Origin of the sequence: Nocardia sp. CA-084685 (genome assembly GCF_050955785.1) — a bacterium.
Classification (GTDB): domain Bacteria; phylum Actinomycetota; class Actinomycetes; order Mycobacteriales; family Mycobacteriaceae; genus Nocardia.
The window spans coordinates 3707113-3722835 of the sequence record NZ_CP192094.1 but is presented as its reverse complement, the minus strand read 5'-3'; the positions used below and the strand labels follow the sequence as shown (position 1 = coordinate 3722835).

Below are 15723 nucleotides of genomic sequence, written 5' to 3'. Positions count from 1 at the left end.
TGACAAACAACTCCGGAGACGCGTATCCCCTGGCGGACACGATGACCACCACAGTCGAGGCACACGATGGCGCGACCGTGCTCACGGTTTCCGGCGAGGTCGATCTGGCGACCGCGCCAGCGCTGGAGAACACCATCGAGGCCATCCTCACCGGCAAACCGGCGGTCCTGATCATCGACCTGACCGGTGTGAGCTTCCTCGCCTCAGCGGGTATGGCGACCCTGGTCGCGGCGCATCAGCGTGCGGGCGATACGACGACCATTGTGGTGGTCGCGGACGGTCCGGCCACCAGTCGGCAGCTCAAGATGACGAGCCTCGATCAGGTGTTCGCACTGCACACAACCTTGGCCGCGGCGCTGGCCTCACTCCGGTAGCGCCCCGACTTCGACCCGAACCCTTTCCGATCACCCGACCACCACGGAGCGAGTCTTACGAGCGACGTTCACGGCCCGTCTCGAGGCCGAGCTGTCGAAGCGCATGCGACAAAGTCGCCAGTCTCGACCGCTCGGCCTCCAGACGCTAGGGGGCCGCGAACACGTAGCGCCGCAGGCGCTGCAAATCAGCAGAGTTCGCGCAGTTGCTCGATCAGCTTGACCCGCTCGGCCGAGGTCGCGGCCATCGGCACCACATTCAGCACCGTGACACCCGCCGCACGGAATGCGGCGATCCGTTCCTTCACGAATCCGGCCGGGCCGACCAGCGAGATATCGCGAACCAGATCGTCCGGGACCACTTTGACGGCCTCTTCCTTCTTGCCCGCCAGATACAGCTCCTGGATCCGGTCCGCTTCGGCACCGTAGCCGTACTTGGTGGCCAACGTGTGGTAGAAGTTCTTGCCCTTGGCGCCCATGCCGCCGATGTAGAGCGCCAGATGCGGTTTCACGAATTCCAATAGCGGCGTGACATTCTCACCGATGGCCAGTGCGGGACCCGCGTAGACGTCGAGTTCGCCGAGGCTCGGATCGCGCTTGGCCAGACCAGCATCCAGCGATTCGCCCCAGATCTGCTTGGCCTTCTCCGGTACGAAGAAGATCGGCTGCCAACCCTCGGCGATCTCCGCGGCCAGCTCCACATTCTTCGGGCCGAGCGCGGCCAGCAACACCGGAATGCGTTCGCGCACCGGATGGTTGATCAGCTTGAGCGGTTTGCCCAGGCCGGTGCCCTGATCGGCGGGCAGCGGGATCTGGTAATACTTGCCCTGGTACTCCAGCCGCTCGCGACGCCACACCTTGCGGCAGATCTCCACCAATTCCCTGGTGCGTCCAATGGGCGCGTCGTAGGGAACGCCGTGGAAGCCCTCGATCACCTGCGGGCCCGACGCGCCGAGGCCGAGCACATAGCGGCCGTCGGAGACGAAGTCCAACCCGGCGGCGGTCATGGCGGTCAGGCTCGGCGTGCGGGTGTAGATCTGCAGGATGCCCGAGGCCAGCTGCAGCCGGGTAGTCTTGGCCGCCAGATATCCGAGCGCGCTCACCGCGTCGAACGAGTAGGCCTCGGGCACGAACACGATGTCGAGTCCAGCTCTTTCGAGGTCGGCCACCTCGGCGGCCGCCTCTTTGAAGCCGCCCGAGTAGTTGATGCTCAATCCGATCCGCATAGCACTCAACATAACCGCAGCTACGCACCGGCCGCGCACCGGCCACCCCGGTGCGAGCGGTAGCGTATTCGCCGTAGTTCTCCACTATCGTCGCAGGAAAACGAAAGGCCACCCGACGTGTCGCAGCCCGCCTTCGCTGAGGCCACTCTCGCGCAGTACCTGACCGACCTGGCCGCGAAGGTGCCGGCACCAGGCGGCGGTGCCGTCGCCGCACTGCACGCCGCACAGGGCGCCGCGCTGGTCGCGATGGTCGCGCGCTACACCACCCGGGCCAAGGATGCCGAACACCGGCCGGTCATCGACCGGATCATCGAGGCGGCCGATGCGGCCCGCGAGCGCGCGCTGGCGCTGGCCGATGCCGATGCGGCGGCGTTCACCGCCGTCGGCAACGCCTACAAGTTGCCAAAGGATTCCCCGGAGCAGGTCGCCGCGCGCAGCGATGCCATTACCGCCGCGCTGCTCGAGGCTGCCAGGGTGCCCGCCGCGGTCGTCGACGAGGCCGATGAGGTGCTCTCACTCGCCACCGAACTGCTGTCGATCGGCAATCCCAATGTGGTCACCGATATCGGCGCCGCCGCCGATGCGGCGCGGGCCGCGGCCACCAGTTCGCAGCTCAATATAGAAATAAACGTCCGCTCACTCAGCGCCGAACAGGGCGATAAGTTCGCGGCAGTTCTGATCCGCATCGACGAGATCACTGCTCGTGCGGACGCGTTGCACGCGGAGGTATTGCATGCAGTACGCAGCTGAATTCGACCAACCGGTCGGATCGTTTGCCCGGTTTTATGCCGGGTATGTCGCCCCTATACGAAAAACCTGTGGACTTGGACGGCCGTTATAGAACCGGTACGTCGAGTTGATCATGAAGTCCTAGACTGGATTTCTGCGTCCCACACCAGCGTGAAGGGGTGGACCATGCGGAGCGCACTCAGATACCTATTCCTCGCGACCACGATCGTCGCCTTGGCGGCCTTCGGGTCCGGAACGGCATTCGCCACGACGATCCTCGAACCGAGCGCCGATGTCGTCGCGACGATTACCCCGTCGGCAGGCCGGGAAGTCGGCATCGCGGCACCGGTGACGATTCGATTCGCCGATTCGGTCGCCAACCGCGACCGAGCTGAACGACTGGTCGATATCCGAGCCACCGAGCCACTGCCGGGAGCCTTCTCCTGGGCGAGTGATCGTGAATTGACTTGGACGCCAACACGTTTCCTGCCTGCGCGAGCGCCGATCTCGGTGCAGGTCGGTAACACTCGCACCGAGTTCCGCACCAATGCGGGCGTGGTGGCCGACGCCGATATGTCGGCGCATACCTTCACCGTGAGCGTCGCCGGCGCGGTCGCACGGTCGGTGCCCGCGTCCATGGGCAAGCCCGGCTACGAGACACCGACAGGTACCTTCCCGATACTGGAAAAGTTCCGTTCGGTCGTCTTCGACTCGCGCACCATCGGGATACCGCTGAGCTCCCCCGAGGGCTACGTCATCAACGGCGAGTACGCCGAACGCCTCACGTGGGGCGGCGTTTTCGTGCACTCCGCACCATGGTCGGTGGATTCGCAGGGCCATGCCAATGTCAGCCACGGCTGCATCAATCTGGCTCCGGACGACGCCGCCTGGTACTACCAGACCGTCGGCGTCGGCGATCCGGTTACCGTGCACTGGTGACCCGTAAACAATCCGTTTTTCCTTCGCGACACCTTCCCTCAATTTCGTCACGGGCAGCAAACCTGGCAGTATCCTGCCGGGGTTGATACAACTGCGGGACACACGTGATCGTATGACCTGATGAAGGTGGGGCGATGGATCGACCGGATATGACCTCGCGGGCGAATTCGGGCCCGCAGCCGGGCGCTGAGCCACAACAACCGCTCGGTGCGCCGAGGGCATACCGGACTCCGACACCGCCGAACCCGTTCCACCGGATCGGCTCCACCGAGGACGATGCGCCGACCGGTCCGATTCCGCGGATCCCGGTCGACGGCACACCCATTGACACCGGTCCACTACGGCTCGTTCCGATCGACAGCGCCGCAACGCCATCCGGGCCGCTGTCCCGAGTGCCGGTCGACCGGGCGCCGACGAATACCGATCCGTTCCGGCGCATTCGCGGCCAACAAGTTCCCGGCGGCCAAGCTCCGAATCCCCAGGGCCCGAGGCAAACCGGACCGATACCGCGGATTCCGGTCCAGGACGTTCCTGAGCGTCAGGCACCGGTTCCAAACATCTCGATACACCAGGCGCCGACCGTGCAGGACAGTGAGCAGCAATCGCTGACATTGCCGGATCCGATCCGTCAGGCACCCATCACCGCAAACCCGAACCCTCCCGCGCCTGGCGTACCGCGTCCGCTCGCCCCGCAAGATCCCCATTGGCACACGCCTGTTCCTCAGCAGCCGCCCATGCGGGCTCCGCTCCAGCGAGATCCGATGCCCCAGAATCCGATTCACTCGGGGCCTCGCCACGCCGAAGCCACTCGACACGATTCGAACGATGACGCACCGGGAACCTACGAGCAGAACCTGATTCAGGTAGACGACAGCGAATTCACGCGGCAGGAACTCGACTATCGAGGTGAGTGGTCCGAGTGGGTCGAGGAAGTTCCCGAGGAACCGAAACCCTCTGCGCCGGATTACTTCCGGCACGAGGAGGCCTTGGCGGCCATGATCGACCGTTCCGGGCGGAATCGGTCGAAGCGCCGGTGGGTGCCCGTGCTGGTCGGATCGGTCGCGGCGGCCGGACTGCTCGTGGTGGCGTTCGTGCAAGTTCGCCCGGATCCGCACCCGGCGACGGTGGCCTCGTCCACACTCAGCCAGGTCGCGGTCTCCGGACCCACCCCCGCCACCGAGTGCCCGGCCGAGCGCGTCGGGGGCACCATCACCGGCAACGGTGCGGGCGGAATGGATTCCGGACCGGGCGTCATCTTCGCGTTCCAATACGCGTACTACGTCACCCGCTCCGGTGTGGCGACCCGAGAGTTCGTGGCGCCCAACGCATCCGTCTCCCCCGCCGGGACAATTCAACAGGGCATCGATGGCATTCCGGCCGGTACCACCCACTGCATCAGCATTACGCCGGGGACGTCCGTCGGGCAGTATCTGGTGCAGGTGACCGAGCATCGGCCCGATTCGACATCGATCACCTACAAACCCCAGGTCGTCACGACGGCGCGCGTGGGCAACCAGACACTCATCACCGGAATCGGCGCGGCCTGACGGTCACACCGGCGAATTCCATGGCACCAGTACGATTTTCCCGCGGACGCGCCCGGATTCGCTCAGGTGATGAGCCTTGACCACCTCGGCCATCGGCAGCACCTGATCGACCTCGACATGCAACCGGCCCGTCTCGAACAGGGCGGTCAGCTCGCGTAGATCGCGGCCGGACGGATCGACATACAGCCGCTCGTACCGCGGATCGCTGTCGGCATCATTGCCCTGCGCGTCGATCAGGCGACCGTCCGCGGCGAGCACCGGCAGCGAACGCGATCCGTAGTCACCGCCGACGAGATCGAAGACGACATCGATATCACCCACGATCCCCGCGAAATCGCTTGTCGTGTAATCGATCAACTCATCCGCTCCGATACCCCGCAGGAATTCGTGATTGGCGGCGCGGGCCGTGCCGATCACATACGCGCCACGGTCCTTGGCGATCTGCACGGCGAAATGTCCGACACCACCGGCGGCCGCATGCACCAGCACGCGTTGTCCGGCAACGACTTCGGTAAGCCCCTGCCATGCGGTCAGCGCTGCGGTCGGCACGGCGGCCGCATGGATGTGATCCAGGATCGTCGGTTTCGGTGCGAGGAAATCCGCCTGCGCCACAACGTATTCCGCATAGCCGCCGGACCGACTGAGCACCATGCCGTAAACCTCGTCACCGACCCGGAATCGCTCGACACCGGTGCCGACCGCATCGACGATCCCGGAAACATCGAAGCCGAGGGTGAACGGCGGATCCCCGAGTTTGCGCACCAGTCCGGACCGCAGCTTCCAGTCCGCCGCATTCATACCGGTGGCGGCGACCCGCACCAGCACCTCGCCAGGTCCGGCGCTCGGCCGATCGACCTCGACGATTTCCAGAACCTCGGGACCACCGAATCTTTGTTGCGTGATTGCGAGCATGCCACCGATTCTGCGGTCCCCTAGTATCCAAGGGAAAGAAGGCACTTCAATGATCCCGAGGTACCCAATGGATACCGTTGTCGACTGGTCCGGTTCCGATAACCTGGTCAAGAGCTACCTGACCAATTGCCCGGCCCGCGAAGTGCTGACGGTGCTCGCCGACAAATGGGTGCTCCTGGTCCTCGGCGTGCTGCGCACGGCGGGCGGGCCGGTGCGATTCAACGATCTGCGGCGTCGGCTCGACGGCATCACCCAGAAGATGCTCACCCGCACTCTGCGCAACCTGGAGCGCGACGGGCTGGTCCGCCGTGCGGTCTACCCCACCGTTCCACCGCGGGTGGAGTACTCGCTGACCGAATTGGGTGCCAGCCTCGGGGAGCTCAGTCATGCGATGGGGGTCTGGTCGGTGCGGCACCACAGCGAAATCCACTCCGCCCGTGAGAAATTCGACAACCGCGCCGAACCCGAACCCATCTGAACACCTCAGGCCGCGCGGAGGAGGTCGCCGCCCGACGCCAGCGCCGCATAGCGACCATCGGCGTCCATGAGCTCGCGATGGGTGCCGCGTTCGATGATGTGACCGCGGTCGAGTACGACGATCTGGTCGGCGTCGCGGATGGTGGAGAGCCGATGCGCGATGGTGATGGTCGTGCGACCTTCGGATAGCGCGTCGATGGCCGCCTGCACCTCCTGTTCGGTCCGGTTGTCCAGTGCGCTGGTGGCCTCGTCGAGTACCAGGATCGGCGGATTGCGCAGGATCACGCGCGCCACCGCCAAACGCTGCTTCTCACCGCCGGAGAACCGATAGCCGCGTTCGCCGACCAGCGAGTCGTACCCGTCCGGCAGACTCGCGATGTGGTCGTGGATCTGTGCGGCCCGCGTCGCGGCATATAGCTGCTCATCGGTCGCATCGGGTTTGGCGAAGCGCAGATTGTCCGCGACCGAGGCGTGGAACAGATAGGTTTCCTGGGAGACCACACCGACGGCTGCGGCCAGATCGGCAAACGTCAAGTCCCGCACGTCGATTCCGTCGATCTGCACCCGTCCGGAGGTCGCATCGTAGAGTCGAGCCACCAGATAGCCGAGTGTGGTTTTGCCCGAACCGGTTTCGCCGACGATGGCCAGGCTGGACCCGGCGGGCACAGTGATGTCGATGTCCTGCAATACATCCCGTGTCCCGGATCCGTAGGTGAAGCCCACATGCTCGAAGCGAACCTCACCTTGCACGCCCGGATCGGGCACCGGCACCGGCGTTATCGGTTCCTCGATATCCGGCTTCAAGTCCAAGTATTCGAAGATCCGGCCGAACAGCGACATGGAACTCTGCACCTCCACACCGGTGTACAACAACTGCACCATCGGCCGCAGCAGGCTCGTCTGCAAGGTCGTGAAGGCGACCAGGGTGCCGATCGACACCAGCGGATGTCCCGCCGCCACGGTCAATCCCGCCGCCCAGTAGACGATCGCGGGCATGGCCGCCATGACGATCTGAATCGTCGACTGCCGCCACCGTCCCGCCATGCCGGACCGGATCTCCAGGTCCACCAGTCCGCGCGACTCCTGCGCGAAATCGTCGACCAGCGCGGGTGAGCGGCCCATCGTGCGACCGAGCAGAATGCCGCTCACCGAGAGCGATTCCTCCACGATCGCCGACATGCCCGCCAATTTCTGTTGCCGCTGTGCGGTGATCTTCCTACGTTCGTCGCCGACGCGGCGGCTGATCCAGACGAAGAACGGCAGCATGATCAGCGAGACCACGGTGAGCCGCCAGTCCAGGGCGATCATGGCGATCACCGAGGCGGTCACGGTGGTGAAGTTCGAGACCAGTGAGGTCGCGGTCGAAGTGACGGTGGATTGCATCCCGCCGATATCGTTGGCGATCCGCGACTGCACCTCACCGGTGCGGGTAGTCGTGAAGAACGACAACGGCATTCGCTGCAACTGCGCATATACCGCGGCGCGCAGATCGTGCATGACCTGTTGACCGACGGCGGTGGAAATGTAGGTCTGGAGCACGCCGAAGACGCTCGTGAGTGCGGCGACCGCGACCATGCCCGCCGCCAGCGCGGTCAGCAGACCGGTGCGGCCGTGCGGCAGGGCGTCATCGAGGATGCCGCGCAACATGAACGGCGACGCCAGCGAGACCAGTGACGATAGACCGACGAGCGCGGCGACCAATGCCAAGCGCGTGCGATAGGGACGAAACAGCCGGACGATCCGGCGAAGTTGATGTGGGGGCCGCATAGGCGCCTCCCTTCCGAGGACTACTGCATGAAACTGAGCATGACTCATAATTGTTCCCAAAACAATGAGTTATGCTCAACAAATGGACAACGCGCTCGATCCCGACCTCCCCGAGCTGTTCCTACGCACGGCCAAACGCATCCGCCGCAACCAGGTCGCCAGACTTGCCCCGCTGGGCATTACCCCAGGTCAGGCCCGTGCGCTCCGCATTATCGGCCATCACGACGAGCCCCTGCGGATGGCCGCGCTCGCCGATCACCTCGGCATCGTGCCGCGCTCGGCCACCACCGTCGTCGATGCGCTCGACGCCGCGGACTTGGTCTCGCGCGCGCCGGACCCGACCAACCGCCGCTCCACCCTGGTGACGCTGACCGACTCCGGCCGAACCACGCTCTCGCAGATGGCCGCGGCCCGCCGCGCCGCCGCCGAAGAGGTCTTTGCCAGCCTGAGCGGCGAGCAGCGGACAATGCTTCGTGACTTGCTTGCCGCACTCGATGCGCAGGCATCGGTCGGCCCGTCCACTGGGACGAACATCTCGTTGACTTCCCCGCCGCGCCGGAGCTGAATTGGGACATGCTGGACGTGCCCGCCGGTCCGATTGTGAAGGTGCAGACCGGCATTGCCGCCGAAGCGCGTACCTGTTTTCTGTTGCGCGGGGTGTTCGACGCCGCCGAGTGCGCCGAAATCATCGATACGGCCACCGATTCGGGCTTCGCGCCGACCGGCGCGCACTATCCGGCGTCCTATCGCAACAATGACCGGTTGGTCCGCGATGACCCGGTGCTGGCGGATGCGCTGTTCAGCAGGATCGCCGAATACCTTCCGCCGCGGCTGCATATCGATGGCGCCGACTGGCGGCTGGTCGGGCTCAACGAGCGGTTCCGTTACTGCCGCTACCGCGGCGGCCAATCCTTCGCCCCCCATCGCGATGGCGCGCATGCCCGCAGCGCGACCGTCGTCTCCCAGCTGACGTGCATGATCTATCTCAACGACAGCACCGAGTTCGACGGCGGGCACACTCGCTTCTACGCCAGCGGCGAACCGGGTGCCGCCTCGCTCGGGGTGGTTCGGCCCGAGACCGGCGCCATCGTGGTTTTCGATCATGCGCTCTGGCACGACGGCGAGCCGGTGACCGGCGGCACCAAGTGGGTGATGCGCACCGATGTGCTCTACGAGCGGGAGCAAACCATCGCCTCGCCGGAGGGAATCCTGCGCGGACACGATGGGTACGTGTGGAGTGTCGTGGCCCGCGCGGACGGCACGCTTGTGAGCGCCTCGCGCGACCGCACCATCCGGATCTGGGAGCCGACCGGTGCTGGCTATGCCCAGCGGCGCACGCTGCGCGGTCACGATAGTTCGGTGACCGCCCTGCTCGCGCACCCGAACGGCGAGCTGTGGAGCGGCTCGCGCGACGGTGCCGTCCGCCGCTGGCGTTCGTGGGAACCACATACGGTCGGACATCACCGCGGCGCGGTGCTGTGCGCGAACGCCTTGCCCGACGGGCAAGTCGTCACCGGCGGTGCGGACGGGCGGGTTCGATGGTGGCGTGCGGATGGGTCGGAAGGCGTGCTCGACGTCGGTGGCTGGGTGTGGGCCGTCGTTTCCGATGGCGCGCAATTGGTTATCGCTTCGGAGGACGGCACGATCGCGGTCCGGGATGCGGACGGCAGTCTCGTTGGGAGTGTGCGGGCGCCCGCCCCTGTACGCGCGCTGGCTGTTACGCCATCGGGCACGGTGATAAGTGGTGACGTCGAAGGCTGGTTGCGCGTCTGGAACCTGCCTCGGCCGCTTCCCGACCAAGCACGCCCTTTTGCGTCGAATCCGACTGCGGCGCACGAGCAGACATTGCCCTCGGACTCGGCGACACCCACCGACCGGATACCGCATTCCACGATATCCGAGCTGAGCGCGCAACCGGCGCACACAGGTGCCATCTGCGCGGTGACGCCGCTGCCCGACGGACTGGTGGCCACCGGCGGCGAGGACGGTGCCGTACGAATCTGGTACGCACCCGATCTCACCGAACTCGAGGTGTTCCACCACGACGATTTCGTCCGCAGCCTCGCCGCGCTCCCCGACGGGCGTTTAGCGAGCGCCTCATACGACGGAACCGTGCGCCTCTGGCGGGTTCGGGCGTAGCCCATAGTGGGCCAGGCATTACCTTGTCCCGCTATGGCGTGGATGTCGCGGGGACGGTAGTTGCGGCGGCCCGGTGGTTGGCCCGTTTGCCTGCGGAGGTTGCGTGCGCAATGCATCGGCGCTGTGCGGGGGTCTGTTGCAGCGGATCGACGGGTTGCGCGGGCCGAAGTCGTTGGTGCGGTGGTTGTTCAGGCGGGGTGCGTGTTCTCGGCGGCGGTTACCACGTGGCGCATGAGAAGGGCGGTGGTCACCGGGCCTATGCCTCCGGGGACGGGGCTGAGGGCGAAGGCTTTGCCGCGGACGGTCTCCGCGTCTACGTCGCCGACGATTTTGCCGTCGGGGGCTTCGTTGGTGCCTACGTCGATGACGGTGGCGCCCTCGCGGATGTGTTTGCCGGTGACCAGGCCGATGCGGCCGGCGGCGGCTACCACGATATCGGCGGCGGAGGTTACTGCGGGGAGGTCGGTGGTTCGGGAATGGCAGATGGTGACGGTGGCGTTTTCGGCCAGCAGAAGTTGAGCAAGGGGCTTGCCGACGATATTGGAGCGGCCGACGACCGCGACATGCCGACCGGCGAGCGGGATTTCGTGATGCTTCAGTAGTTCGACGACAGCCTCGGAGGTGGCGGGGACGAAGCCGTCGAGACCGGAGGCGAGCAAGCCGAGCGAGAGCGGGCTGACGCCGTCGACGTCCTTGGTGGCGGCGATCGCGGAGCTGACATCGTCGAGGGCGACACCGGCAGGCAGCGGCGTCTGCAGCATGATCGCGTCGATGGCGCTGTCCGCGCTGCGGGCAGTGAGTTCGTCGCTTATCCGCTCGATGCTCGCGTCAGCGCCGAGTTCGATGGTGTCGCAAGCGATTCCGAGACGTTCGGCGGCCTTGCGCAGCGAGTTCACGTACCACGCGCTGGCCGGATCGTCATTGGCCACGATCAGGGCCAGGCGCGGCGCGGTTCCGCTCGCGGTGAGCGCGGCGGCGCGCTGCTCGGTGTCGGCGTTGATGGCGGCGGCGAGTTCCTTGCCGGACAGCGAAACGGTATCCACGTTGTCACACCTTATCGGCTGCACCATGCGGCTGGTTCCGCTGGTCTTCTCGCGCGCCGCTCGGTTCGCTCGAATGCCGGAATCAACGGATAGCAATTACCGGGTTAACTGCATTACCAGTCGTATCGTGATAGTGCCCCATCTCAGCTAACTATCAGCTGACTTACCGAAAGCCCCGTTTCACGACGTGGAAGGTGTCGACTGTAGTGAAAATCGCGAGGCATTGGAAACTATGGGTCGCGACCGCGTTCGCGGCCGCGACCATCACCGGACTATCCAGCGCACCCGCCATCGCGGTGCCGGAAACCGACGCCCTATACAACTCCGCCCAGCGCGCCTTCACCGACGGCGACGACGCCGCCGGGCGCGCCGAACTCCGACAGCTCATCGCCGCCGACCCGGCCGACGCCGAGGCCCTTTCGCTGCAGGCGATCTGGTCGCATTACGCCAATGACCTGCCCGCCATGGCCGATGCGCTGGCCCGCCTCGCCGCGGTCGACCCGGCAATGGCCCAGGGCACCAACAATGTGCTCGGCGCGATCGGCGCTGCCCTCGGCACCCTGCCGAATCCGCTGCCCGCGCTCGTCGGACCGCAGACCGGAATCGTGGTGCTCGGCTATGGCCTGCTTCCCGACGGCTCGCTGCGTCCCGAACTGGTGAACCGGTTGACCGCAGCCTGGTTGCAGGCGGTCGCGACACCACTTTCACCGATCGTCGTCACCGGTGGCAATCCACAGAACGGCATCACCGAGGCCGAGGCCATGCGGGCCTGGTTGGTCGGCATGGGACTGCCCGCATCCCGGATCAATGTCGAGAGCCGGGCCGGATCGACGGTGCAGAACGCACTTTTCAGCACCGATATGCTGCGGGATATCGGCGCGAGCAGCGCGGTCGTGGTCACCTCGCCGAACCACATCCGGCGCGCGGTCGCCGATTTCATTGTCGCGGGCACCCGGGTGATCGGGGCGACGACCTCACTCGAGCAGCTGGTATCGCAGTTGCCGCCACCCACCAGGCAGGCGCAGCGCGGCATCTATCTGGACGCTACGCGGACATTCCAGCTCGCCACCTCGCGCTGAGCGATACGGGTACGAGCGTGCGCTTTCGGCTCCGAAATGTCAGAAACGGCGCAAAAGTGCACGCTCGGCCCCCAGCGCACCGGCAAACACGGCACGATATTCCGATGACGCCAACCGGAGATGTGGTCGCGCAACTGCGCGCCGCGGGCTGTGTTTTCGCCGAGGACGAGGCGCGGTTGCTCATCGCCGCCGCGACGGAGACCGGTGCCGATCTCGCGGAGTTGGTCGCGCAACGAGTGTCGGGTACACCGCTGGAATACCTGCTGGGCTGGACCGAATTCCACGGCATGCGAGTCGCGGTCGTCCCAGGTGTGTTCGTCCCGCGCCAACGCACCGCCTTCCTCGTCGACGAGGCCGCCGACCTCGCCCGCGCCATGCCGACGCACCCTATCGTCGTCGATATATGTTGCGGCTCAGGCGCATTGGGTCTGGCACTGGCCAAAACCCTGGTCGCCGAAGGGCGCCCGATCGAGCTCGCCGCCACCGATATCGAACCTACGGCGGTCGAATGCGCCCGCCGCAATCTCACGCCGATCGGCGCACCTGTCTACGAAGGCGACCTTTTCGAGCCGCTCCCCCGTGAATTGTGCGGGCGCATCAATATCCTGCTCGCCAACACCCCGTACGTGCCATCGGAGATGATCTCCAGGATGCCGCCGGAGGCACGCGATCATGAACCGCGCACCGCCCTCGACGGCGGACCCGATGGCCTGGATATCTTCCGCCGTGTCGTCGCGGCCGCCCGCACCTGGCTCGCGCCGGGCGGCCACCTGCTCGTTGAATCCACCGAAGCTCAGGCCATGCCCTCGATCAGCATCCTCACCGCGCACGGCTTCACCGGCCGCATCGCCGAATCAGATCTGCTCTACTCCACCGTCGTGATCGGCACCAAGCCCGATGCGTGATGCGGATTACTACCCAACACCGATGAACCGGACACGACCAGCTGAGGCCGCTACTTCTTACGCCCGGTGAACTCGTCCATCGAGTGGTACACACCAACCGAATTCAGGAACAGATCGCGCAGCTTGATCGGCAGCAGACCGGAGATCGCCTTGTTGAGCCGGGAGGTCCACGGCAGGATCACAAGTGGAGTACCCGCCTTCATTTCGCGCCACGAGGTATCGACCACATCATCTTGTTCCAGGATCGGCGTGAACAGGAAACCCTTTGCGCCATCGAACATTCCGGTGTTGATATAGGTCGGACAGACCGTGGTGACCCGCACGTGGTCGTGACCCGCCTGTTCCAACTCGATACGCACCGAGTCCGACCAGCCCAGCGCCGCCCACTTCGAGGCCGCGTACACGCTCATGCGCGGATTGGAAACCAGACCCGCCGAGGACGCGATGGTCATGACCCGCGCCGCACCCGTGCCACGCACCATCGCTGGCAGGAATTCGAGCGTAATGTACATCGGCGCAAGGGAATTGATCGCCATCGTCTTATCGATATCGGCGCGATCGGCGGTCTCCCAGAAGTAACTGTTGCCGCGCACGATGCCCGCATTGTTGATCAGGATATCGATATCGCCCGCGTCGGCGCGCACGGCGGCCGCTGCCTCGCTGATAGCGTCGTGAGCGGATACGTCGACCACATAGTGATGAATAGCGACGCCGTGACCGGATAATTCGACCGCGATCTCCTTCAGCGCGGATTCGTTGATATCCCACAGCACCACCGCGGAGGCACCCTCGCGCACCGCACGCTCGGCGAACCGCTTGCCAAGGCCCATCGCCGCGCCCGTGACCAGGACCTTCTTATCGGCTACCGTGTCCAGTTTCATTCGTCCTCATCCTGATTTCTTCGTGAACAGCTTCTGGCGCAGTTATTTTCGACGGCGCGGTTACTTTTGATGGCGCAACTATTTTTGACGCAGCGCCTTCATGACACCGAAGAACAGCGTCATCGTCTTCGCCCACAGTTCCTCGGACATGCCGGGCAGCGGCGCGATGGGGAGCATCCGCTGCACCGCGATCGTCTGGGTGTCGATGTACTTCAACAAGCCCTCTGGCCCGTGCCGACGCCCGGTACCCGAAATGCCGAGTCCACCGGATGGCGCGTCCGCACTCCCCCATGCGGCGATGAAGCCCTCGTTCACATTCACCGAACCCGCGTTGATGCGCGCGGCTACCTTGCGACCTCGATCGACATCCTTGGTCCAGACGCTCGCATTGAGCCCGTATGCGGTGTCATTGGCCTGCTCGACCGCCTCGTCGTCGCTGCCGACCCGATATATCGACACAACGGGCCCGAAGGTCTCCTCGCGGTACACCGTCATTCCGGGACGCACTCCGGTCAGCACGGTCGGCTCGTAGAAGTACGGTCCGAGATCGGGACGAGCCTTGCCGCCCGTGAGCACCTGCGCACCCTTCGCGACGGCATCGTCGACATGCGCACCGACGGTGTCCAATTGGCGCTGGAACGTCAAAGACCCCATATCACTGCGGTAATCGAGCGCACCACCCAATTCGATCGCCCGCACATGTTCGATGAATTCGCCGACGAACCGGTCATAGACCTTGTCGTGCACATAGATTCGCTCCATCGACTCGCACAGTTGCCCCGCCGAGGCGAAGCAGGCCCGAATCGCGATCTTGGCCGCTCGGGACACATCCGCATCGGCCAGCACCAGCAGCGGATTCTTACCGCCGAGTTCGAGTGAATAGCCGATGAGCCGCTCACCGGCCTGCTGTGCGATGGTTCGGCCGGTCGCACTGGACCCGGTGTAGTCGACATAGTCGGCGCGCGCGATCACCTCACCGCCGATCACCGAACCACGGCCGAGCACCGCCTGCCAGAGCCCGCGCGGCAGCCCGGCGCGCTCGGCGGCATCAATGGCCCACAGCGCGGTCAGCGCGGTCTGGTTATCCGGGCGCGCGACCACGGCATTTCCGGCGACCAATGCGGGCAGGGCGTCGGAGACGGCCAGGGCCAGGGGATAGTTCCACGGGGAAATCACCGCGACCACGCCCTTGGGCCGATGCCGCACATCGACCTGGGTCAATACCGGCAGCACACCGCGCGGCTTGCGGGTGGCCAACAGCTTGTTGGCAACCGACGCGTAGTACCTGGCATTGACGGCCACATCGCCGACCTCGTCGAAGGCGTGCGCGCGCGACTTGCCGGTCTCGGTCTGCACGATATCGAGGATGGTGTCCTGTTCGGCCAGCACGATGTCGTGGAATTTCCGCAGCACCGCGACCCGCTCACGGACCGAGCGCCGCGCCCATTCGCGCTGTGCGGTGCGCGCGGTCGCGAAGGCGGTCTCGATATCGCCGGTCGAGGACTGGGGCAGATCGGCGATCTTGCGTCCGGTCGCGGGCGCGAACATCTCCACCGCGGGAACTCCACCCGCGATCGCACGATCTAGCAGGGGTTGCACCAGGGCCGCGGGCAGGGCCGTCGGTTCGGTCAGCTGGCGGGCGGTCGTCATTGTCGGCCCTCTCCTGGGTCGGGCGCCTGTGCTGGACGAGGCGGTAAGCCGGGTTCAG

At 65.5% G+C, this 15723-nt stretch carries 15 protein-coding genes; 9 read left to right on the top strand and 6 right to left on the bottom strand.

Features of this window, described 5'->3' with window-relative positions:
- Positions 1 to 41: 41 nt before the first annotated feature.
- On the top strand, positions 42 to 374 hold the full coding sequence (locus ACQP2U_RS17040; protein ID WP_397034874.1) for an STAS domain-containing protein: 333 nt from the start codon (positions 42 to 44) through the stop codon (positions 372 to 374).
- 185 nt (positions 375 to 559) lie between these two features.
- On the opposite strand, the gene ACQP2U_RS17035 is transcribed toward ACQP2U_RS17040, so the two are convergent.
- On the bottom strand, positions 560 to 1597 hold the full coding sequence (locus ACQP2U_RS17035; protein ID WP_433715565.1) for an LLM class F420-dependent oxidoreductase: 1038 nt from the start codon (positions 1595 to 1597) through the stop codon (positions 560 to 562).
- A gap of 117 nt (positions 1598 to 1714) precedes the next feature.
- On the opposite strand from ACQP2U_RS17035, the gene ACQP2U_RS17030 reads away from it, so the two are divergent.
- The 3 genes from ACQP2U_RS17030 to ACQP2U_RS17020 all read left to right on the top strand — a co-directional run bounded on the left by ACQP2U_RS17030 (position 1715) and on the right by ACQP2U_RS17020 (position 4812).
- Positions 1715 to 2347, top strand: a complete 633-nt coding sequence (locus ACQP2U_RS17030; protein WP_433715564.1) for a cyclodeaminase/cyclohydrolase family protein — start codon at positions 1715 to 1717, stop codon at positions 2345 to 2347.
- A gap of 165 nt (positions 2348 to 2512) precedes the next feature.
- Positions 2513 to 3265: a L,D-transpeptidase gene (locus ACQP2U_RS17025; protein ID WP_433715563.1), complete on the top strand. Its 753-nt coding sequence runs from the start codon at positions 2513 to 2515 to the stop codon at positions 3263 to 3265.
- 134 nt (positions 3266 to 3399) lie between these two features.
- Positions 3400 to 4812: a hypothetical protein gene (locus ACQP2U_RS17020; RefSeq protein WP_433715562.1), complete on the top strand. Its 1413-nt coding sequence runs from the start codon at positions 3400 to 3402 to the stop codon at positions 4810 to 4812.
- A 3-nt stretch (positions 4813 to 4815) separates the two neighbouring features.
- Here the strand turns inward: ACQP2U_RS17020 and ACQP2U_RS17015 are convergent, their stop codons facing one another.
- Positions 4816 to 5724 (bottom strand): NADP-dependent oxidoreductase, encoded by a 909-nt coding sequence (locus ACQP2U_RS17015; RefSeq protein WP_433715561.1) that lies wholly within the window; start codon positions 5722 to 5724, stop codon positions 4816 to 4818.
- A gap of 67 nt (positions 5725 to 5791) precedes the next feature.
- Between ACQP2U_RS17015 and ACQP2U_RS17010 the strand changes: the two genes are divergently transcribed.
- A complete protein-coding gene (locus tag ACQP2U_RS17010) occupies positions 5792 to 6202 on the top strand; it encodes a winged helix-turn-helix transcriptional regulator (RefSeq protein ID WP_397034868.1) in 411 nt (136 codons plus the stop codon).
- A gap of 5 nt (positions 6203 to 6207) precedes the next feature.
- Here ACQP2U_RS17010 and ACQP2U_RS17005 read toward each other — a convergent pair whose 3' ends face one another.
- Positions 6208 to 7968: an ABC transporter ATP-binding protein gene (locus ACQP2U_RS17005; protein ID WP_433715560.1), complete on the bottom strand. Its 1761-nt coding sequence runs from the start codon at positions 7966 to 7968 to the stop codon at positions 6208 to 6210.
- Between the two features lie 82 nt (positions 7969 to 8050).
- On the opposite strand from ACQP2U_RS17005, the gene ACQP2U_RS17000 reads away from it, so the two are divergent.
- Together ACQP2U_RS17000 and ACQP2U_RS16995 are read left to right on the top strand one after the other, a co-directional pair.
- Positions 8051 to 8533 (top strand): MarR family winged helix-turn-helix transcriptional regulator, encoded by a 483-nt coding sequence (locus ACQP2U_RS17000; protein WP_433715559.1) that lies wholly within the window; start codon positions 8051 to 8053, stop codon positions 8531 to 8533.
- A gap of 8 nt (positions 8534 to 8541) precedes the next feature.
- Complete coding sequence (locus ACQP2U_RS16995) at positions 8542 to 10107, top strand: 2OG-Fe(II) oxygenase (protein ID WP_433715558.1); 1566 nt, start codon at positions 8542 to 8544, stop codon at positions 10105 to 10107.
- A gap of 188 nt (positions 10108 to 10295) precedes the next feature.
- On the opposite strand, the gene ACQP2U_RS16990 is transcribed toward ACQP2U_RS16995, so the two are convergent.
- The gene (locus ACQP2U_RS16990) at positions 10296 to 11150 is read right to left on the bottom strand and encodes a bifunctional 5,10-methylenetetrahydrofolate dehydrogenase/5,10-methenyltetrahydrofolate cyclohydrolase (RefSeq protein ID WP_433715557.1); all 855 of its coding nucleotides are present in this window, start codon (positions 11148 to 11150) and stop codon (positions 10296 to 10298) included.
- A 206-nt stretch (positions 11151 to 11356) separates the two neighbouring features.
- Here ACQP2U_RS16990 and ACQP2U_RS16985 point away from each other — a divergent pair, with 206 nt between their 5' ends.
- Positions 11357 to 12229, top strand: a complete 873-nt coding sequence (locus ACQP2U_RS16985) for an ElyC/SanA/YdcF family protein (protein WP_433715556.1) — start codon at positions 11357 to 11359, stop codon at positions 12227 to 12229.
- Positions 12230 to 12333: 104 nt separating this feature from the next.
- Positions 12334 to 13134 carry a putative protein N(5)-glutamine methyltransferase gene (locus ACQP2U_RS16980; protein ID WP_433715555.1) on the top strand — a complete coding sequence of 267 codons (801 nt, stop codon included), beginning with the start codon at positions 12334 to 12336 and terminating at the stop codon, positions 13132 to 13134.
- A gap of 50 nt (positions 13135 to 13184) precedes the next feature.
- Here ACQP2U_RS16980 and ACQP2U_RS16975 read toward each other — a convergent pair whose 3' ends face one another.
- Positions 13185 to 14015, bottom strand: a complete 831-nt coding sequence (locus ACQP2U_RS16975) for an SDR family NAD(P)-dependent oxidoreductase (protein ID WP_433715554.1) — start codon at positions 14013 to 14015, stop codon at positions 13185 to 13187.
- Positions 14016 to 14093: 78 nt separating this feature from the next.
- Positions 14094 to 15665: a succinic semialdehyde dehydrogenase gene (locus ACQP2U_RS16970; protein ID WP_433715553.1), complete on the bottom strand. Its 1572-nt coding sequence runs from the start codon at positions 15663 to 15665 to the stop codon at positions 14094 to 14096.
- Positions 15666 to 15723 lie beyond the last annotated feature (58 nt).